Source organism: Borrelia persica No12, assembly GCF_000500045.1.
Lineage (GTDB): Bacteria > Spirochaetota > Spirochaetia > Borreliales > Borreliaceae > Borrelia > Borrelia persica.
Genome location: NZ_AYOT01000225.1, coordinates 169,965 through 189,387, shown reverse-complemented (window position 1 = coordinate 189,387; position 19,423 = coordinate 169,965). Strand labels below are relative to the sequence as shown.

At 27.0% G+C, this 19,423-nt stretch carries 18 protein-coding genes and 1 pseudogene; 5 read left to right on the top strand and 14 right to left on the bottom strand.

Going from position 1 to position 19,423, the window contains the following annotated elements; all coding sequences use genetic code 11:
• The 4 genes from ruvB to U881_RS0109670 form a co-directional block, all read right to left on the bottom strand.
• Nucleotides 1-1,023 (bottom strand): Holliday junction branch migration DNA helicase RuvB, encoded by a 1,023-nt coding sequence (gene ruvB, locus U881_RS0109685; protein ID WP_024654228.1) that lies wholly within the window; start codon nt 1,021-1,023, stop codon nt 1-3.
• Between the two features lie 54 nt (nt 1,024-1,077).
• Nucleotides 1,078-1,668, bottom strand: coding sequence for a Holliday junction branch migration protein RuvA (ruvA, locus tag U881_RS0109680; protein ID WP_024654227.1), 591 nt, complete (start codon nt 1,666-1,668; stop codon nt 1,078-1,080).
• A gap of 86 nt (nt 1,669-1,754) precedes the next feature.
• On the bottom strand, nt 1,755-2,486 hold the full coding sequence (locus U881_RS0109675; RefSeq protein ID WP_024654226.1) for a YebC/PmpR family DNA-binding transcriptional regulator: 732 nt from the start codon (nt 2,484-2,486) through the stop codon (nt 1,755-1,757).
• Nucleotides 2,487-3,392, bottom strand: coding sequence for a bifunctional 5,10-methylenetetrahydrofolate dehydrogenase/5,10-methenyltetrahydrofolate cyclohydrolase (locus U881_RS0109670; RefSeq protein ID WP_024654225.1), 906 nt, complete (start codon nt 3,390-3,392; stop codon nt 2,487-2,489).
• Nucleotides 3,393-3,552: 160 nt separating this feature from the next.
• Here U881_RS0109670 and U881_RS0109665 point away from each other — a divergent pair, with 160 nt between their 5' ends.
• Nucleotides 3,553-4,188 (top strand): BB0027 family outer member beta-barrel protein, encoded by a 636-nt coding sequence (locus tag U881_RS0109665; protein ID WP_024654224.1) that lies wholly within the window; start codon nt 3,553-3,555, stop codon nt 4,186-4,188.
• A gap of 7 nt (nt 4,189-4,195) precedes the next feature.
• Nucleotides 4,196-5,227, top strand: coding sequence for an outer membrane protein assembly factor BamB (gene bamB / locus U881_RS0109660; protein ID WP_024654223.1), 1,032 nt, complete (start codon nt 4,196-4,198; stop codon nt 5,225-5,227).
• Here bamB and U881_RS0109655 read toward each other — a convergent pair.
• From U881_RS0109655 to lepB (U881_RS0109645), 3 genes are read right to left on the bottom strand one after another with little or no spacing between them, the layout of a single operon-like run.
• On the bottom strand, nt 5,213-5,644 hold the full coding sequence (locus tag U881_RS0109655; RefSeq protein WP_024654222.1) for a DUF188 domain-containing protein: 432 nt from the start codon (nt 5,642-5,644) through the stop codon (nt 5,213-5,215). The genes bamB and U881_RS0109655 overlap by 15 nt on opposite strands.
• Nucleotides 5,634-6,269: a signal peptidase I gene (lepB, locus tag U881_RS0109650; protein WP_024654221.1), complete on the bottom strand. Its 636-nt coding sequence runs from the start codon at nt 6,267-6,269 to the stop codon at nt 5,634-5,636. Before lepB (U881_RS0109650) ends, U881_RS0109655 begins: the two co-directional genes overlap by 11 nt.
• Nucleotides 6,270-7,250 (bottom strand): signal peptidase I, encoded by a 981-nt coding sequence (gene lepB, locus U881_RS0109645; RefSeq protein ID WP_024654220.1) that lies wholly within the window; start codon nt 7,248-7,250, stop codon nt 6,270-6,272.
• A gap of 194 nt (nt 7,251-7,444) precedes the next feature.
• Between lepB (U881_RS0109645) and U881_RS0109640 the strand changes: the two genes are divergently transcribed.
• Nucleotides 7,445-8,920 carry an SUMF1/EgtB/PvdO family nonheme iron enzyme gene (locus tag U881_RS0109640; protein ID WP_024654219.1) on the top strand — a complete coding sequence of 492 codons (1,476 nt, stop codon included), beginning with the start codon at nt 7,445-7,447 and terminating at the stop codon, nt 8,918-8,920.
• Nucleotides 8,917-9,366 (top strand): SsrA-binding protein SmpB, encoded by a 450-nt coding sequence (gene smpB / locus U881_RS0109635; RefSeq protein WP_024654218.1) that lies wholly within the window; start codon nt 8,917-8,919, stop codon nt 9,364-9,366. The genes U881_RS0109640 and smpB overlap by 4 nt, the downstream gene beginning before the upstream one ends.
• 156 nt (nt 9,367-9,522) lie before the next feature.
• Here smpB and U881_RS0109630 read toward each other — a convergent pair whose 3' ends face one another.
• From U881_RS0109630 to U881_RS0109605, 6 genes are all read right to left on the bottom strand, one after another.
• Nucleotides 9,523-10,068 (bottom strand): P13 family porin, encoded by a 546-nt coding sequence (locus U881_RS0109630; protein ID WP_024654217.1) that lies wholly within the window; start codon nt 10,066-10,068, stop codon nt 9,523-9,525.
• A gap of 101 nt (nt 10,069-10,169) precedes the next feature.
• Nucleotides 10,170-12,053 (bottom strand): DNA topoisomerase IV subunit A, encoded by a 1,884-nt coding sequence (locus tag U881_RS0109625; protein WP_024654216.1) that lies wholly within the window; start codon nt 12,051-12,053, stop codon nt 10,170-10,172.
• Nucleotides 12,053-13,849 carry a DNA topoisomerase IV subunit B gene (locus U881_RS0109620; RefSeq protein WP_024654215.1) on the bottom strand — a complete coding sequence of 599 codons (1,797 nt, stop codon included), beginning with the start codon at nt 13,847-13,849 and terminating at the stop codon, nt 12,053-12,055. The genes U881_RS0109625 and U881_RS0109620 overlap by 1 nt, the downstream gene beginning before the upstream one ends.
• An 11-nt stretch (nt 13,850-13,860) precedes the next feature.
• A complete protein-coding gene (locus U881_RS0109615; RefSeq protein ID WP_024654214.1) occupies nt 13,861-14,613 on the bottom strand; it encodes a lysophospholipid acyltransferase family protein in 753 nt (250 codons plus the stop codon).
• Between the two features lie 7 nt (nt 14,614-14,620).
• Complete coding sequence (locus U881_RS0109610) at nt 14,621-16,081, bottom strand: pallilysin-related adhesin (protein WP_024654213.1); 1,461 nt, start codon at nt 16,079-16,081, stop codon at nt 14,621-14,623.
• 64 nt (nt 16,082-16,145) lie between these two features.
• Nucleotides 16,146-17,657: a peptidylprolyl isomerase gene (locus U881_RS0109605; protein WP_024654212.1), complete on the bottom strand. Its 1,512-nt coding sequence runs from the start codon at nt 17,655-17,657 to the stop codon at nt 16,146-16,148.
• Nucleotides 17,658-17,846: 189 nt separating this feature from the next.
• On the opposite strand from U881_RS0109605, the gene U881_RS0109600 reads away from it, so the two are divergent.
• Nucleotides 17,847-18,686 carry a CheR family methyltransferase gene (locus tag U881_RS0109600; protein WP_024654211.1) on the top strand — a complete coding sequence of 280 codons (840 nt, stop codon included), beginning with the start codon at nt 17,847-17,849 and terminating at the stop codon, nt 18,684-18,686.
• A 57-nt stretch (nt 18,687-18,743) separates the two neighbouring features.
• Here U881_RS0109600 and phoU read toward each other — a convergent pair.
• A pseudogene (gene phoU / locus U881_RS0109595) lies at nt 18,744-19,414 on the bottom strand (phosphate signaling complex protein PhoU).
• Nucleotides 19,415-19,423 lie beyond the last annotated feature (9 nt).

Here is a 19,423-nt window from a genome sequence, read left to right as displayed (position 1 = left end):
CTACTTACTCATATTGAAAACAGGCTGATTCTTTTTATTTAAATTCAAATGAAAATATGCAAAATCAGTAGCTCTACGTCCTCTGCTAGTTCTTTCAATAAAACCCCTTAAAATAAGATAAGGTTCATAAAAATTTTCAAGAGAATCTGATGTCTCACCAACAGAAATTGCCAAGTTTTCAATACCAACAGGACCACCTTTAAATTTTAATATCAAATTTCTTAAAATAGTTCTATCTTGTTCATCAAGTCCTTCATGATCAATTTTTAACATTTTAAGTCCAGTATTGACAACGTCCTCTGTAATTAAATTATAACCACCAAATTGAGCAAAATCTCTCATTCGCCTTAAAAGCCTATTTGCTATACGAGGAGTCCCTCTTGAACTTTTTGCAAGAAGACAGGCAGCTTTATCATCTAATTTAATATCTAAGATAAGGGAACTTCTATGTATAATTTGTGCAAGTTCATCCTCATTATAAAGATCAAATCTAGATACGATTCCAAATCTTGCATAAAAGGGCGATGCCACTTTTCCCGGCTTTGTAGTAGCTCCAATTAAAGTAAATTTAGGAATTGACATTCTTACAGTCCTTGCAGTAGAACCTTGTCCCACTATCCAATCTATCTTATAATCTTCCATTGCAATATAAAGCATTTCCTCTATCACAGGCTTAAGTCTGTGTATTTCATCAATAAATAAAACACTCCTATCATCAAGAGTTGTTAAAATACCAACAATATCTTTTGGTTTATCAAAAGCTGGTGCTGAGGTTATCTTAATTGTCGTATTCATTTCAAGAGCAATAATACTAGCCAGAGTAGTCTTTCCAAGCCCCGGAGGACCACTTAAAAATACATGATCAAGTACCTCATTTCTATCTCTAGACGCTTTTATGAAAATACTTAAATTTTCTTTAATATGAGATTGCCCAAAAAAATCTTTAAGAAATTTTGGCCTAAGTTCATTTTCATTATTGTCATAAAAACAATTTTTCTCAGAATTTAAAAAGCCCAAATCCATCTAAATTCCCCCCTCTCTTTATTAAAAGATTGACTAATACCTTTAAAATCAAATCTAAAACGAAAGCCTTTTTAAAGTTTCTCTAAATAAAAATTGCTCCTGATCATCTTCTTTTAACATTAAAAATGTATCACTAAACATAATTTCTTTAAATGCAATTACAACCAATTTTCTATCAAAACCCATATTAACAATTGACTGTTCAAGATCTTTAAATTTTAATAAATCTAAATTTGATTCATCACTCTTTAAAAGCTTGCCTCTAAGTTTTAAGAATATTTTTCCCGCTATTTTATTTCCAATGCCTTTAACATTAGAAATAAGTTTAATATCTTCTCTTTCAATTGCACTTCTAAATTCATCATATTTAATTTTAGATAATATTTTCAAAGCTGCCTTTGGCCCTATACCATCAACACTAATAAGATTTTCAAAAACTTCTCTCTCTAATGCATTTAAAAATCCAAAAAGTTTAACATCATCATCTCTAAAATGTAGATAAGTTAACATTGCAACATCTTCTAATAAACCCAATTCCATATTACAAAAAGAGCTAACTAAAATCTCAAATTCAAATGCAAGAGCAGTAATGATAACACTAGATTCTTTTTTATCTACAATTTTACCATAAATCTTATTGATCATAGAATTAAATTATAATACATAAAAATTCAAGCTTATATTATTTAAAAATAAAAGTAAGGTAAAAAAATCAAAGTTTTGATAATATACTAATCAATCTCATCAATAATTTCTAAATTATGAACAACTTCTTGTACATCATCAAAATCTTCCAATTTTTCAATAAGAGCAAGTACCTTATCCATTTGCTCTCTATTTAAAGAAACCTTACTCTCAGGCACAAGAGCAATCTCTGAAATATCTTCCTCAAACTTAGTTCTCAAAATAGATAAAACGGTCTCAAAATTATCAGCACCTGTTATCACTTCTACCTGAGAACCTTCACTATAAATATCTTCCGCACCTACTTCTAATGCAAGTTCCATTATTTCATCTTCAAGATATTTATCTAAATTATAAGAAATCAATCCCTTCTTATGAAACATATAAGATACAGAACCTGGCGCCCCAAGAGAGCCACCACTTTTTGATAGAACACTTCTCACTTCACTTGCCGTTCTATTTTTATTATCAGTTAAACATTTAATTATTAAAGCCACACCATAAGGAGCATAAGCTTCATAAGTAAGCTCAAAATATTCAACTCCTGCATTGTCTCCAATACCCTTTTTTATTGCCTTTTCAATATTATCTTTAGGCATATTAGAAACTCTAGCTTTATTAACAGCAAGTCGCAATCGGGGATTAGAGTCAATATCGCCTCCCCTAATTTTTGCAGCAATGCTTATTTCACGAATCAATTTAGTAAAAATCTTATTTTTCTTAGCATCAAGAGTACCTTTCTTCCTCTTTATAGTTGACCATTTACTATGACCAGACATTTAAACCTCCACCAATTTCACTAATTTTTCTAAAAGATCAAAATTATTATGTCTAATTAAATAAGCTTTAATTGTATTAAACATCAACATCAAAACCGTAACAGGACCAATTCCACCTACTACAGGAGTAATAAACTCAACACGATCCTTAATAGGCTCAAAATCAACATCTCCTACAAGAACACTATTATTATTAACTTCTACTCTAGAAATACCAATATCAATAATATAAGGTTGCCCAACTATCATACTAGCATCTATCAATTTAGGCTTTCCAACAGCAGAAATAATAACATCTGCTTGTTTTACATAAAAATCTAAATTGATAGTTTTGCTATGACAAGTAATTACAGTCGCATTATAAGGTTTACAAGAAAGCAAAATAGAAATAGGTCTTCCAACAAGCGCACTTCTTCCAATAACAACAACAGTTTTGCCAGAAATTTTTATCTTATAATCAAACAGAATTTTCAATACAGCAAGAGCTGTACAAGGAATAAAACCTTTCTTATCACCCAAAATCAACTTACCCAAATTAATAGCAGAAAGTCCATCTACATCCTTTATACTTAATATGCTATTTAAAATCGTATTCACATCTATCTTATTATCAAGAGGTAACTGAACAATAATCCCATCAGTATCATCATTTGTATTTTCCACTTCAATTAATCGCAAAATATCATCTTGATGTGAATCCTCAGTTAACCTAACAACATTAAAATTAATGCCAATTTCTTTAGATACTCTTTCCTTAACCGAAACGTAAAGTTCACTTGCAGGATTATTATTTGCCAAAATCACTTTTAGACAAACTTTATTTACTAAATCATGATGGATTAAAAACTTTTTCAATAACAAATAATATCGCCTTGCAAAACTCTTACCATCAAAAACATTGCCCAAATTAAGCCCTCCACCAATTTAGCTTGAAGTATTATACATTATACTATACTTGTACTTTTAAGCATAAATAAAAATAAATGCACATAAAAATTAATTGTAATAAAACATATTTTTCAATATAATAACTTTTAAAGAAAGAATTTTCGAAATATGGAATATGATGAAGAAAAATTTTTTAATAGGACCTATTTTAATAGTATTGTTACAGATAAATGTAAAAAGAATAGAAGCATATTCGATTGACAGAAACGGAAATTCTATTATGGAAATAGACTTAAGTCTAGGATTTCCTCTCTTTTTCAATGATTTATCAAATATCTTTTCTCCAAACCTGTATCCTGGTGGTATTGGAGCAGTTAAATATAAATATCATATTCTAAACAATTTGGCCATAGGCGCTGAACTTAGGTATCTATTTCATTTTGATATTAATCACTCATTTAATCTATTAAACCCTGATGCTGGCATAGGCAAAACATTCAATACAGGAATCATTACACTCCTAACAACTTATGTATTCGATATAGGCGAGCTCTTTCAAATACCAATATTTTCAAATATAGGATTTAACTTAAGTTTTTATGGAGACAAAAGTGATAGTATTTCAAATTTAAGAACATTTGATTCAATGCCTGTAATATCTATAGGTTCTGGAATATTATGGAATTTCAATTATCAATGGGCCTTAGGAATCACAACTTCATGGTGGACAATGTTTGAATTTGGAAATTCAGCTAAAACTGCCCATTTTTTACTAATATCACTTTCCGTAATAGTCAATATCAACAAATTGTAGGTAGATTATGAAAAAAAAAGATTGCAAAAAATTAATTATAATAATACTAATATTGTTAAATCTATCATGCTCAAGTGAATCTATATTTTCTCAACTCAGCAAATTACAAAAAATCAATAGCAATAGTAATATTTTAGACAGTTCAAGCCCAAGTGGTATTTCGTTAATAAATGGAACTCTTTATATTGCAGCCATGCATCTATTTAAAAAAGAAAATGGCAATGTCACAAGGGTAAATTTCAGTAATTCTTATGAATTTGTAATTGATCTTGTCAATGTGTCAGGAAAAACATATTTGCTAGTGCAAAACAAAAATGCACAACTAGAATTATACTCTTTTGAAAACAATAATTGGAAACTTTTATTTCAAAAGAATTTAACCCCGATCAAATTCTTAAAATCTATAGGTACAAGCGGCATTACTGAAGCTTATATCCTAGCAGTAGAAAACAATGGAAAACAAATGATTCTAGATACAACAGGCAATAATCAAACCCCTCAAAGTGCAACTCAAAATGATAAATTTTACCAAATATCAAATAACAATAAATTGATTACAGGAAGGTTTGCAAAAATCTGGAAACTAAATGGTGGTAGCACTACAAATGTTCACACAAAAAACGAAATAATGGCAATAATAGATACAAACATTAGGGGGGATCAAGAAACTCTAGTGTTTACTGGAAGAGATTCTGAAACATCAGACAATAAATTTGAAATATACTCAAGTAAAGACAATTATCAATCTCCCATATTCAATCGTGAAAGCATAGGAGAATTTACTGCATATTTTGCAAGAGAATTTCATGGAATAATACTTATTGGAAGCAACAATGGATTTGTAGAACTTATTAAAGATAAAAACAATTTTCTTCTACAATCACCTTCACAATCCGTATTACCGGGTCCTTATAATGGGTCACAATTAAGCAAAACCAGACTTAATGACATTATACCCATATCAAACGAAGTAATTTACATACTAACACAAGGAAAAGGATTATGGAAAATTGAAAATAAAAAGCTAATTAAAGAATAAATGATAAAAATTCATTGTAAAATTTGAATATTTAATTTTATTATTTTCTTTATAAAAAAATTTTCTAATTTTAATATCCAAATTAATATTTAATTTAGCCCTGAAGTATAAATAATTTATATTATCCCTATCAAAAATTTGACCCTCATCATTCATAACTTTAATTTGAAAATCTAATAAATTTTTAACAAAAAATATGTCTCTGGTAATCACCATACTATCTTTATCAACCAATTTTAAAATACAAGAATCAACATCATTTACAACTTTAACAAAAGTGTTTTTAGATATCTTTAATTTTAATTGCCTATTTGCGACCAAAATAAGTTCCACGCTTTTATCTAAAACAAAATTTTGCAAAAATTTTATTATTCCCAAATTACAAGAATCAGCATCAACAAAAATTTTATTTAACAACCTTATAATCCATTATTCTTAATAATAAAAAAGATAAAATATCAGATTGATTCACAGGACCAAATACCCTAGAATCATTTAAGATACTTGAATTCTCATTTAAAAGGAAAAATTCATTCTTCTTTAAAGCAAAACATTTAACCACATTATCAAAAGCAAAAAAATCACTTAATTTATAACCTTGCATCAAATTATCATTCAAATAATAAGAATTATTAACCTGTCTATAGACTAAAACATCAAAACCCTTAACATATACTAAATCTCCTTGAGTAGCAACTATTTTGGCAATCTTATAACTCTTCATATTAAAAATTTTATTTAAAAAAAATAAGTCTTTAAAGAATTTTAAAACAAAATTGTCCTTTAAATTTGAATCTTCATAAAGAACAATATCATTTAATGCTAATGGAATAAAGAAAGCCCGCATATACTTTGAGACAAAAACCAAACTATTACCATTTGTTATTGAAAAAAACATTTCATTACCTTGAAAAGTAAAAATTTGAAAAACAAATTTTGTAAAAAAATAATTAAATATTAAAAACAATAAAATAATTTTAAAAAAATTTTTTCTTATTTGTTTTCTTAAAAGCCTCTGTTCAAAAGTCAAATACGCAGCCATTTAAATTAAACCTATTCTAGAAAAAGGAAAATACATAAAAAAAGCCCTACCAAGAATCTTCTTCTTATCTATAACACCGAAAAATCTTCCATCATAAGAATTATCCCTATTATCTCCAACAGGTAAAAAATATCCATAAGGTACATATATTCCATAATCTCTCATTATTGCTTTTTCCATGTAATAATCAACATATGGCATAAAAGCTACTAAATAACGATATTCAAGTCTTTCAATTTCAAATCTATCAACTTCTCTAACATTAAAAAATGAAAAATCAGATATATTCTCTAAATTAACACTTAACTGGTTTAATGCAAGAAACATAGCAAGATTATCATAAACCTTATAATCTGAATCTTCTATAATTTTTTTACTAGTAAAAGTATATCCCAATGAAGATTTATAAACATCTTCCTCCATAAATCCTTCCTCCCCTTCTCTCTTTACAAATGCCAATCCATTCTTAAATCTTACAAGCTTACCATCTGCAAATAACGCTCTTTTGACAAGAAATCTAACATTAGGATTTCCATCTTCATCCTTATCAAGATCAACAAAACTAAAAGTCAACATATAAAGCAATCTATGTAAAATATCAAAAAAAAGCCCTTTAGATTTATATTCTACATTTTCAAAAATCACAATATCTGATTCATATGGTTCCTTAATTCCACCTATCTTCCATATTCCGGGTAAAAGTTCAGGGCCATAAGAAAATTTATCCACAAACAACAAATCTCCAATTTGCAAAGTATTTTCCATTGAACTTGATGGAATTTTATATGCCTGCAAAAAATATTGATTTATGCCCAAAACAAAAATCGAAGCACCTAAAAGTTCAAATACAAAATTAAGCATAAAACCTCGCTTTTTAGCTTTCAATTTATAAGCATACTTCTTCTGTTTCCTATAAGTTAAATATCTCTCAACAATTTTCACTAAAAAATGAGCAAAATGATCCACTTTTTCTAAAAACATAAATTTGTCCTCAACATTAAATTATACATAAAATTAAAAAGTATTAATATCTCTATAAACAAAGCTTCATATTCAAGAAAACAAAAATTAAAACTAAGCATAAATTATAATAATATATTTTTTCAAAACTAATATTAACAAAGAAATATGGCAATATTGAATTTCTTTTAATACTTCTTTATAATTCACTATGTATGCTCAAAGAAAATGACAGTCTTAACATTACGAAAGAATCACTTACAGTAAAATTAAAGCCAATATTAGGAATAACTCCAAAAGTTTATGTTTTCTTTATAATTATTATCCTTCCTTTGATATTATTACTCACTTTAAGCATCAACGCCAAATTAAACAATCCTGGAGCATATGTAAAAATAAAAACTAATATCAAGAATTCATATATTTACATAGATGAAAAATATATTGGAAGAACTCCTCTAAACAAATACATAAGTGCTACCAAAGGAACTTTAAAAATTCAAAGATTTGGATTTGAAACTTACGAAAAAGAAATTGAAATACAAAATAAATTTTTTACAAGTTATAAATTCAATATTGACTTAAAATTAACAGCTCCTGAACAAATTATTGCAAAAAGACAAAAAGAACTTTCAGTTATGACAAAAATTAAAAATACTAACGACAATATAAAATTAATACCCGTATTCTCACTTATTGTAAATGATTTACAAAATAATCCAGAATATATCAAAAAATTTTTTCACACCTCAATTTCACACATAAACTCAAATATGATGTTTAAAGACTTTCTATTAGCATATAAAACTATATACTCAATAAATAACAATGACAATAAGGAGATATGGGAATCTTTAAAACAAAATTTTAATCTAAAAGATAGGTCAATCATTTGGTTTTTTAAAAATTTAGATACAAAGCAACAAAAACAAATAGTTAATGAAAGATGGTTTCAAACACTTATAGAAAAGTTAAAAAATGAAAACCAAATATTAAACTTTGAAACTCAAAATATAAATCTATCTCTAAATAACTTCAAGAAAATAACACACAATAATATTGAAAGCATCAAAAATTATAAATTACAATCACAAAACCTTACACTCAAGACTACCTATAAGTTAAAAGAGTTTTTAATCCAGAATAAAAATATAACTAAAATTGAATATCAAAATTTTTTAGACCAAAATCCTAAATGGACACTAAATAACAAAAATAACCTTATCAAAGAAGAACTTGTAGATGAAAGTTATCTTAAAACCTTTAATCAAATGCCTTTAAATGAAGATGTCACACACATATCTTATTATGCTGCAATAGAATACGCTAAATGGTATTCTTCAACTTTACCTAAAGGATTTAAAGCAAGACTCCCTATATCTCAAGAATGGGAATTATATCAGAAAGAAGTACCAAAATCTATAGATAATTTAAATATAAATGAAATATCTAAAAAAGTTGGATTTTGGAATTTAATGCAAAACTCAAGCTTGAATGAATTCATATTATTTCAAGGCAAAAATGAAATATATTCTGAAAATAATAATTTTAACTCACTAATTACAGAAATTAGGACTTATAATTATGATAACAATGCAACACTTAAATCTTCAACACAAGCTTCTTTTTTAAAATATTGGTGTTCCCCTAACATCGGATTTAGACTAGTAATTGAAAAGGAAGAAATGTGAGCTCAATACTGCTTGAAAACAAAAAAGCAAGATTTAACTACTTTATTGAAGATAGGATAAATTGTGGTATCGTATTAAAAGGAACTGAAGTAAAATCTATTAAATCAAAAAAATTCTCTTTCAATGATAGCTTTGCCAATATCAAAAAAGATGAAATATGGCTTGAAAATTTGCATATAGCAAAATACAAAGAGGGCAATATTTTCAATCACGAAGAAATGAGACGCAGAAAACTACTTATAACAAAAAAGGAAATACAAAAATTAAAAAAATTTAAAGAAAAAGAAGGATATACATTGGTTCCTATATCGATATATCTTAAAAATTCACTAATAAAAGTCGAACTTGGAATATGTAAAGGAAAAAAATTATTTGACAAAAGAGAAGTGCTGAAACAAAAAAGCATCAAAAAAGATTTAAGTCGTGAAATTAAGCAATACAAGTAACTGAAAAATAAATTATAAACTAAATATCTCTATTAAAAAATAATTAACAAAATCTACTTTCAAAGAATATTAAAATAAATACTGATAATATAAACAAAGAGTAGCCATAATATTACTACTATAACTACTCAATAAGTTTAATCTCAATTCTTATAATCAATACTTCTTAGTAAAAGAAAGTTCAAATACAACTCCAGAATTTCCATCGAAACTTAAATCAACTTCAGGCTGAAAACCGCCCAACGCAATGCCTAAATTTTCTTGCAGTCTCTTATTATAGTTATTCGCATATGTAAAAGGAATTATAACTTCAGCAATCCTTGTTAAAAACATAGTTACTCCCCCTAATGCAATTAAAGAAAACCCAAGTACTGGTAAGTCTTTTGATTTATGTTGAGAAACAGAATATATACCACCCCCCATTAAACCCAAACCTAAAGCATCAAAACCCAAAATCAAAAATCCCCCAGCAAGATCACCTTGAACAAAAGATCCTATACCAAAACCTACAAATAAATTCAACAAAAAAGGAATTAATGCGTTTTGTTTATAACTTTCATAAAGCAATAATTTTTCTACACTACCACTACCACTAGCATTTGCGCTCTTACCTCCAATATCCGATTTCATTTCATCATAATCTTTAGCAAAACTTATAAAACTACAAGAGAAAAGCAATACTAAAATCAATACTCTTTTCATAAACACCCCCAAAATAAACTGTTTAATGTTTGCATTATATACATATTAAAGAAATTGTTCAATGACTAATTTTGTATTTAATTTAACTTATTTAATTTAACTTATTTAAATTTAACTTTTTTAATAATACTACTTGAAATTCTCTTACCTACAGACATTCGAGACTTAACCATAAAATTACTAATATCAATCATTTTAACAATATCTCTACTGTTAGAAAATTCTACAAATTTTGCATTAAAAGCAAAATCTATAAATTCATCATCTTTATTTAAAAAATCATAAACTTTATCCGTTAAAAACTTATCTATTTTAAATCTTTTAACATAATAAAAATTATCAGTTTTATTAAGATAAATTATAGAAAACACCTGCTCCTTAGAATTATTTATATCATAAACTAAAACATTAACATTATTCTTTTCAATAAAGGTCTTATCCTCAATATTTTTTAAAATATAGGAACTTTTTTTAAAAATTAATATCTTATCATAATAGCTGGCATTACCAATAAATTCACCATCAATAAGACTACTTCCAACAAACCCTGCCTTTAAATTCACATAAATTTTCATATTCTTAGTAGCAATTTCTCTGGCATTTTTTGATTCAATAAGAGATATTTCTGTCTTTCTATTATACATTTTTGAATATTTGGCAAGCAGTTTATCAATAAAATCTATTGCATAAGTTTTAATTGCCTCAATATTATTCTCCACACGCTTTAATTCTTTACGTAAAACATGAATCTCTTTATCATTCTTATTAATATCAAACATACTTATTTTTCTAATAGGAATTTTAAGTAAATTCTCTATATCAGCTAAAACAATTTCTCTAGAAAAACTACCTCTATATTTTAAAATCTCATTCATTATAATATTAACAACATCGGATTCTTTAGAAATATCTTCAAGAACTTTATAGATTTTATTTTCAATAAATATTTGCTCCAAAGTTCTAGAAAATATTTTTTCAAGTATTTTATTTTTTTCAAGTTCAAGTTCCATTTTTAAAACCTTTTGTAAATGCTCAGCATGAAACTTTATAATATCTGTAACAGTATAAATAACAGGATATCTATCACTTAGTAAAAGCAAATTAACAGAAATAGAAACTTGACAATTTGTATAATGATAAAGTTTTTCAATAACCTCATTGGCATAAACTCCCCTGGGAAGAGTCAATTCAATCTCTACATTTTCTGTAGTAAAATCATTAATGCTTGAAACTTTAATATAATTTTTACGAATAGCTTTTTCAATTGATGCTATTAAACTCTCCGTAGTCTCTCCGAATGGTAATTCTTTTATCAAAATAGCCTTATTATCATCTGTAGGCTCAATTCTTGCACGAACCAAAACTTTCCCATTCCCATCAGCATATTCATTAACATCAACTATTCCACCCGTAGGGAAATCAGGATAAAGCTTATAAGATTCACCAAGTAGCTCACTTTTAACAGCTCTTAAAATCTCATTAAAATTATGGGGAAGAATTTTAGCAGCCATACCAACAGCAATTCCTTCGCTTCCCTGAATAAGTATTACAGGAATCTTAGCAGGAAAAATCAAAGGCTCATCATTACGACCATCATAAGAAGGTTCATAACTCGTTATTTCTTTACTATAAAGAACTTCAAATGCCAGAGGTGTTAACCGACATTCGATATAACGAGATGCGGAAGCAGGGTCACCTGTTAAAAGATTACCAAAATTACCCTGCTTTTCAATAAACAAATCTTTATTTGCCATATTAACAAGCGCTTCATAAATTGAAGTATCTCCATGAGGATGATATTTCATTGTATTTCCAACAACATTTGCAACCTTATGAAAATTACCATCGTTCATTTCAAAAAGAGAATGTATTATCCGTCTCTGTACAGGCTTAAACCCATCAATAACACTAGCAATTGCACGATCTTTAATAACATAAGATGAGTACTGTAAAAAATTATCTTTAAGTAATGTTTTAATATTCATTAAATTAAATTCTCCATAATAAAGTTTCGTCTCTCGGGAGTATTTGGCCCCATATAAAATCCAAGTTGCTCTTTTATTTCTTTAATATTAATAAGATCTACCTTTGTAAGTTTAATATTGGCAACATCAATAAAACCCCTAAATTCACTTGGAGAAATTTCTCCAAGTCCTTTAAATCTTGTAACCTCAGGATTTTTAAGTTTAAGAAGAGCTCTCTGTTTCTCTTCCTCAGAATAACAATAGATAGTAACACTCTTATTCCTTACTCTAAAGAGAGGTGTCTCTAAAATATGCATATGTCCATTTAAAACCAAATCTTCAAAATAAGTCAAGAAAAAAGTTAAAAGCAAATTCCTAATATGAAATCCATCAAAATCTGCATCTGTAGCAATTACTACTTTATTATATCTTAAATTTTCAATTGATTCCTCAATACCAAGAGCTACCATCATGTTATAAAGTTCTTCATTTTTATAAATCTCGGATCTATTTTTCTCAAACATATTTTGTGGTTTTCCACGAAGAGAAAATATAGCCTGTGTATATACATCTCTACAAGACACCATTGATCCTGTTGCAGAATCTCCTTCTGTTAAGAAAATCATAGTTGAATCAGAATGCATACTTTTTTCATTGAAGTGAAATTTACAATCTTTAAGCTTAGGAATTTTAAAAGATATCTTTTTTGCTCTCTCTTTTGCCTCTTTTCGCACACTGCTTAATTCTTTTCTAAGACGTTCATTATCAACAACTTTACTCTCAATTATTTTTGCAAGGGTTTTATCTTTATATAGAATCTCTAAAATTACCCTTTGTACTTCTTTAGCAACATTACTTCTAGTGTCAATATTACCAAGTTTATTTTTAGTCTGACTTTCAAACATTGGATCCTTTATTTTAATTGAAAGAGTTGCCACAAGTCCTTCCCTAATATCAGTAGATGAATATGTTTTTTTGAAAAAATCATTAATGGCTCTTGCAAAACCTTCTCTAAAACCTGTCTGATGCGTTCCTCCATCACTAGTATATTGACCATTTACAAATGAAAAATATGTCTCACCATAATTATTTGTATGAGAAAATGCAAACTCTAAAGTCTTACTAGAATAATAAACGAAATCATAAAGCAAATCTTCATACTGAATCTCGGCTCTTATAAAATCAAGAAGCCCATTATGAGATTGAAAAATCTGCTCATTATAATTAATTTTTAAGCCTTTATTTAAACAAGCATAATGAAAAAATCTTCTTTGTAAAAAATCTTCATTATATTTATATTTGCCAAAAATATCTGTATCGGCCAAAAATTCAATATAAGTACCATTTTGCTCATCAGATTTACCTTCTGTAGTGTTAATTAACTTTCCTTTTGAAAAAACAGCCTCAAAAAAATTGCCTTCTCTGATTGACCTTATCAAAAATTTTGAGCTTAAAGCATTAACAGCTTTAGTCCCAACTCCATTAAGTCCTACAGAAAATTGAAAAACATCATCATTATACTTAGCGCCGGTATTAATAACAGAAACACTCTCAACAACCTTTCCAAGAGGAATTCCACGACCATAATCTCTTACAGTAATGACATTATCCTCTTTTTTTATAACAATTTCCCTTCCATAACCCATAATAAATTCATCAATTGAATTATCAACGATCTCTTTAACTAAAATATAAATACCATCATCAATATTAGAACCATCCCCTAATCTTCCAATATACATTCCAGATCGCAATCTAATATGTTCAAGAGAAGATAAGGTAACAATTTTACTCTCATCATAACAATTTGTTTTCATTTAAATTCCTATCAACAATTATATTGAATTTTCATTTTTTCTAATTTTTTAACTATCTTATCTCTAACAATAACATGAAGCTGTTTTTTTTCAACATCTGTTAAATTAGAAACATATATTAAAGAATGGATATGCACATATACTGACAATCCTGAATTTAATATTAAATTTTTAACAAAAATTTTATGTGTATTAAGCAAAGTCACAGGAACAATTGGAGAATTTGTTCTTAAGGCCAAATTAATAGAACCTCTTTTAAAATCTTTTGTCTCACTACCTCTATTTCTGGTTCCCTCAGGAAAAATTCCAATAGCTCCACCTTGCTGAATAATATTGGTTGCCTTTTTTTGCACAATAGCAGAAGATTTTATACTACTTCTATTTACAAAAATAGCTCCCATAGAAATTAATAAAAAATTAAGTAAAGGAATATTTAAAAGTGATCTCTTAGCAACTATTACAAAAGACCTCATAAAAATATGAATTAAAAAAATAGGATCCATTGAAGCAATATGATTTGCAATAATTACCACACCACCAACTTCTTGCAAAAAAGAATCATCATCCCGCGTAACAACAACCTTAATTCCAGAAAACCATAAACAACTCTTAATAGCAAATCTAATTAATACAAAACTAAACTTTATAAAGCTATTTTCAAATCCAAGTATCCTAAAAATTAAAAATACTGGAAATAAAACAGTAAAAACTAATACAAAGAAAAAAAAATTAATATAAGTAATAACACTTCTTAATATTTTCATATAATTTTTACCCTAACTTTTCTATTCTCTCAAGCTTCAATTTTTGTCTTTTTAACAAATTAACTTCATCTTTCAAAATTTTAATAGGATGAAGAATAATCGTAGAAAATTTTTGATTATGAACTATTCTTTCACTATATTCAACAACAAAAGACTCACTTATCTTTCCTTCATCTATGCTAATTTCATATTCAAGAACTAAATTATTATCTAAATTAAAAACATTAAAAATTCCATAATAAATATTATTTCCAACAATATAAGTAAGGCTAGGATAAGAAAAATCATAAATAATGTCTTTATAGACATAATTACCGTTTGGAATAAACAAAAAATTTCGAACATTATCACCTAAAACAGAATTATTAAACCGCTTAAAAACACCCGAAAACCCGTACTTATCATAAGCATCTGTTCCCGTGTCAATTTTTATTTCAATATTATCAATATCAACAATTTTAATCCAAAAATTATATACTATCAAATCTGAAAAAATAGATTTAGTACTAATATTAAGAATATTATAAGCAGGTCTTGAAATATATTCAATATGCGCAATTTCTTGAGAATTATTCTTAAAAATACTAATTTCATTAAAATGTCTATTAAACGATAAAAGCAAAATATCATCACGGTTTAATTTTTTTGAACGTTGATGTGAATCATTATCATACCAAACACCATATAAAAATTTATAAACTTCATCTTTAGGCAAATTTTTTAAAGTTTTATACACATCATTATCTAACCGTCTCACCTTCTCACTGGCAGATAAAGAATAATATTTACCTTGTGCTTGAGAATATTCATACTTTTCTATCTTACTTACTATGATATCCTCACCCTGCTTTTCATATCTCTCCAAAGAAATAGAATAACTTTCTCTTGATTTTTTATCATCATAAGCAGAAGATCTAGCATACTTATTTATAATAATGTTTCCATTTACTTTATCAAAAAATATAGGTCGATACGATGAAACATCATTAGCAACGGCTCTTTTAAACACATACAAAACAGCATCTTCATCTAAGAAACCTTGAACAACTATATCAAAATCATAATCACCCGTAATATCTTCAAGATACATATTATAAGAATTTTTAGAATCAATATTTACCTGTGTTTTAAAGAGAATAACTGCTTCATGACTCTTAGGATCAAAACCAATAATAAATAAATGTGTTTTAAGATCTGCAAAATTTTGCGCCAAAACCACTTGCTCAAAATAAACATCTAAGTTTAAATTCTCCTGATGAACTGATAAAATTTTATAACCCTTAAGATCAATTAAAGACCCAAACACATTCTCTCCAGCATCTTCACTTACATTTACGTCAGAATAATTTACCTTATCAATACTAATTTTTTTATTAAAATCTTTATTAAATATAATAAAATCCTTATTGCCTTTAACACAAGAAAGTAAAACTAAAAAAAGAAATATAAATTTTTTTTTGAAATACATATCACATGATTTTTTATATCTACATTACAATAAATAAAGTATATAAAAAAACCTAAACCATACCTTAATTTCCAGCATTTAAACTAATATTCTGCAAAGAAAAAAATGCCTCATTAAAATTTTCTTTAAAATTATCTTTATTTAAAATATTATCTAATACCAATTTATTATTTGCTTGATAAAAACTATCAAGAACATGATCTCCTTGAATTAAATCATTAGACTCATGGGAATCATTAAAAGTTGAACGCAAAGAAAATGAATAAACCTTATGATTTGCCAAAAAGGGTTTAGACCATTGACCTTCTTTTAAATCAAAGATTAAATCATAAAAATCCTTACTATTACTAAAAACTGAAAGCTCTTTTAAAGTACTAGGATAAATGTTCATATTATATGCAAGATTAACCATATCTTCTTTTAACGCCAAGTTATATTTTTTCAAAGACTGTTCCTCTCCAACAGCAGAATTGACCTCCTCAAGAATAGTATTAAGCTTTTGCTCAAGAAAAGTCTCAATAACACTAGGTTCATAAGTTTCTATGTAATTTTTAACAGAACTAATATCATGATTTGAATTTTGATCAAAATCATGAACATCACTTAACACTTTATATATCTTATATTCACTTGAACTCTTAGATTTAATAGGAATAGTAAATTCATTTACCTTTAAAGAAAAAATTGTCGCAAGATCTTCTTTCTTTTCAAGCACAAGATCCAAATCAAAATAATATTGCTTAGAAGAAGCAATACCTTTAAAATTAGCAACATCTTCAGAATAAAACTTAGCAACCTCTTCAAAAGGAGTACCTTTAGATAATTTATCATAGGCATCATTAGCATCATTTAAATTCTTAAAACTAATAGAAACAACGTCTAAACTTTTAAATAATTTTTGGTTATTTTTAACATAAGAGATTAATTCATCTTGAGGAAAATCTTCATACGAAAGTGTAACATAAGCAATTTTCTTTTGAACTTTACTCATATCTTTAATATTACTCAAAAGAAAATCTGAAAATACAAAACCACTATTTAGAAAAACCTGTATATTTGAAGAAAGTAAATTTTCTACTGCTTCACTATGAATTTTAAACTTTTGATAATCAGAAACTTTATTATACCTTTTAGGACTAAAATTACCATTAGAGTCTAAATACACAAGAGAACTCATTAAGTTTTTATTCAAAACATTTTTTGAAATATAAAAGTTATTACTCTTTGCCAAATCAAGAAAAGCAATATCTTCAACATATTTCATAAAAGCCAAACGCCAAATAAAATAATCTATATCATAACTATTATCTCTTCTTAATTTAGAATAAAAATTTGAATAAGAATTAACATATTGCGCAAACTTATTATCTTTTGCATAATAAATTGGCTGTCCCTTATAAGAGCCAAACTTCACATTGGAAGAATCAGTAGTATCAAATAATCCTGGCATCAAAGGTGCAACAATAAACCCAAACACAATCAATATAAGTGCTAAAATTCCCCATATTCCAACTCTATTATCATTCAAATCACCACCAGAGGCAACACTTTTCCCTTGACTTATTCTCTTGTCCATAAAAACAACCCTTATAATTTCAATAAAATAGTATTTTAGATATTAAAATAGCATAATTAACACATTATTTCAATTCAGCGCATATAATTATAATATCAAAATTTTGATATTATAATTATATGCTCAAGAATATTTAAAAAAAATTGGAAAATACTTATAATTTAGACAATGGAAGATAAAAATATAATAATGGACACTAGATTTAATATTAAAATAAACCAAGAAGAATTTAAAAGACTTAGCAAAATAATTTATAACAATTTCGGGATTAATCTTACCGAGAAAAAAAAATTACTAATAGAGAGTCGATTGTCATCAACAATCAAAGCCAAAAATCTAAGCAGTTTTACAGAATATATTAATTACTTAGAAAAACAAAAAGACCAAATGTCTTTAATAGAATTAGTGGACAAAATATCAACAAATCACACTTATTTTTTTAGAGAAGCCAACCACTTTGAATTCCTTGAAAAAAAAATTTTACCCAAAATAATTAAAAGAATGACAGAATCAGGAGAAAGAGAAATCAGAATGTGGTCAGCTGGATGCTCAAGTGGAGAAGAGGCATACACAATAGCAATGATATTAAATGAATATATAAACAAAAATAATATCAAATGCAAAGTAAAAATCCTAGCAACAGATATTTCAATTACTGTTTTAAAGGAAGCTAAAGAAGGAATTTACCCAGAAGAACGAATAAAAACTCTTCCAGACAAATTAAAAACCAAATATTTAAACAAACTTGAAAATGACAAATTTATAGTTAAAGATGTGCTTAAAGAAATGACTGTATTTAGGAAATTAAATCTAATGAATGAAGTTTTTCCATTTAAGAAAAAATTTGATTTAATTTTTTGTCGAAATGTAATGATTTATTTTGATGAAAAAACTAGAAACAAACTTGCTGAAAAATTTAATAGATACTTAAAAAATGATTCTTATCTATTAATCGGACATTCAGAAACAATCAGAGGCAATAAAAATCTAGAATATATCATGCCAGCCACGTATAAAAAGATCAATTAAATTAAGAAATTATAATAATACTTATCAATAATTAAAGCAAAAATTAACATATTATTTTCAATTAAGGTTTACTTCCTCTCCTCTTTAACAAAATAAAGTAGTTCACCTATTGTTGCAACGTGATCTCCAACTCTTTCCAAAAAACTATTCAGAAATAATATATTTAAAAGATAATCTAAATTTTCTGGATTATTTTTCATAGCATCAATTAGAAGAGCCTTTTGTTTGGAAAACAATTTATCTATGATATTATCATACTTTATTATTTTAAATATTTTAATAAAATTTCCATCAAAATAAGCATCAAAAATATTTGCAAGCATATTTTTTGCTATATCAGCCATTTCTCTTAAAGGTTTCTGATACATATCACCACAAGAAACAACCTCTACATTAGATTCCAAGAGAAGTACTACCTTCACAATTTTAGTAAAATGATCTGCAATACGTTCAAGAGAGTTAATGACCTTGATGATTGCCAAAATTTCTCGAAGTTCAGTAGCAACAGGATGTTCAGTAGCAATCATGCGTCCACATAAATCTTCAATATGATATTGATAATCATCTATAATTTTTTCATCCTCATTGATAATCTTTTTAGCCAAATTCTTATCGTTAAATTCTAAGGCTGTTAATGAGTTTTCTATCATTTTAAGAACACATTCTGTCATCTTCCGAAGATAATCTTTAATATCTTCAAGTTGCTTAGTAAGCTTACGCCTAATCATATCAATTCC

Excerpts from the sequence above, each read along its gene's own strand:
- ruvB (WP_024654228.1), bottom strand. The coding sequence starts at position 1,023 with ATGGATTTGGGCTTTTTAAATTCTGAGAAAAATTGTTTTTATGACAAT.
- ruvA (WP_024654227.1), bottom strand. The coding sequence starts at position 1,668 with ATGATCAATAAGATTTATGGTAAAATTGTAGATAAAAAAGAATCTAGT.
- U881_RS0109675 (WP_024654226.1), bottom strand. The coding sequence starts at position 2,486 with ATGTCTGGTCATAGTAAATGGTCAACTATAAAGAGGAAGAAAGGTACT.
- U881_RS0109665 (WP_024654224.1), top strand. The coding sequence starts at position 3,553 with ATGAAGAAAAATTTTTTAATAGGACCTATTTTAATAGTATTGTTACAG.
- bamB (WP_024654223.1), top strand. The coding sequence starts at position 4,196 with ATGAAAAAAAAAGATTGCAAAAAATTAATTATAATAATACTAATATTG.
- lepB (WP_024654221.1), bottom strand. The coding sequence starts at position 6,269 with ATGGCTGCGTATTTGACTTTTGAACAGAGGCTTTTAAGAAAACAAATA.
- lepB (WP_024654220.1), bottom strand. The coding sequence starts at position 7,250 with ATGTTTTTAGAAAAAGTGGATCATTTTGCTCATTTTTTAGTGAAAATT.
- U881_RS0109640 (WP_024654219.1), top strand. The coding sequence starts at position 7,445 with ATGCTCAAAGAAAATGACAGTCTTAACATTACGAAAGAATCACTTACA.
- U881_RS0109630 (WP_024654217.1), bottom strand. The coding sequence starts at position 10,068 with ATGAAAAGAGTATTGATTTTAGTATTGCTTTTCTCTTGTAGTTTTATA.
- U881_RS0109625 (WP_024654216.1), bottom strand. The coding sequence starts at position 12,053 with ATGAATATTAAAACATTACTTAAAGATAATTTTTTACAGTACTCATCT.
- U881_RS0109620 (WP_024654215.1), bottom strand. The coding sequence starts at position 13,849 with ATGAAAACAAATTGTTATGATGAGAGTAAAATTGTTACCTTATCTTCT.
- U881_RS0109615 (WP_024654214.1), bottom strand. The coding sequence starts at position 14,613 with ATGAAAATATTAAGAAGTGTTATTACTTATATTAATTTTTTTTTCTTT.
- U881_RS0109610 (WP_024654213.1), bottom strand. The coding sequence starts at position 16,081 with ATGTATTTCAAAAAAAAATTTATATTTCTTTTTTTAGTTTTACTTTCT.
- U881_RS0109605 (WP_024654212.1), bottom strand. The coding sequence starts at position 17,657 with ATGGACAAGAGAATAAGTCAAGGGAAAAGTGTTGCCTCTGGTGGTGAT.
- U881_RS0109600 (WP_024654211.1), top strand. The coding sequence starts at position 17,847 with ATGGACACTAGATTTAATATTAAAATAAACCAAGAAGAATTTAAAAGA.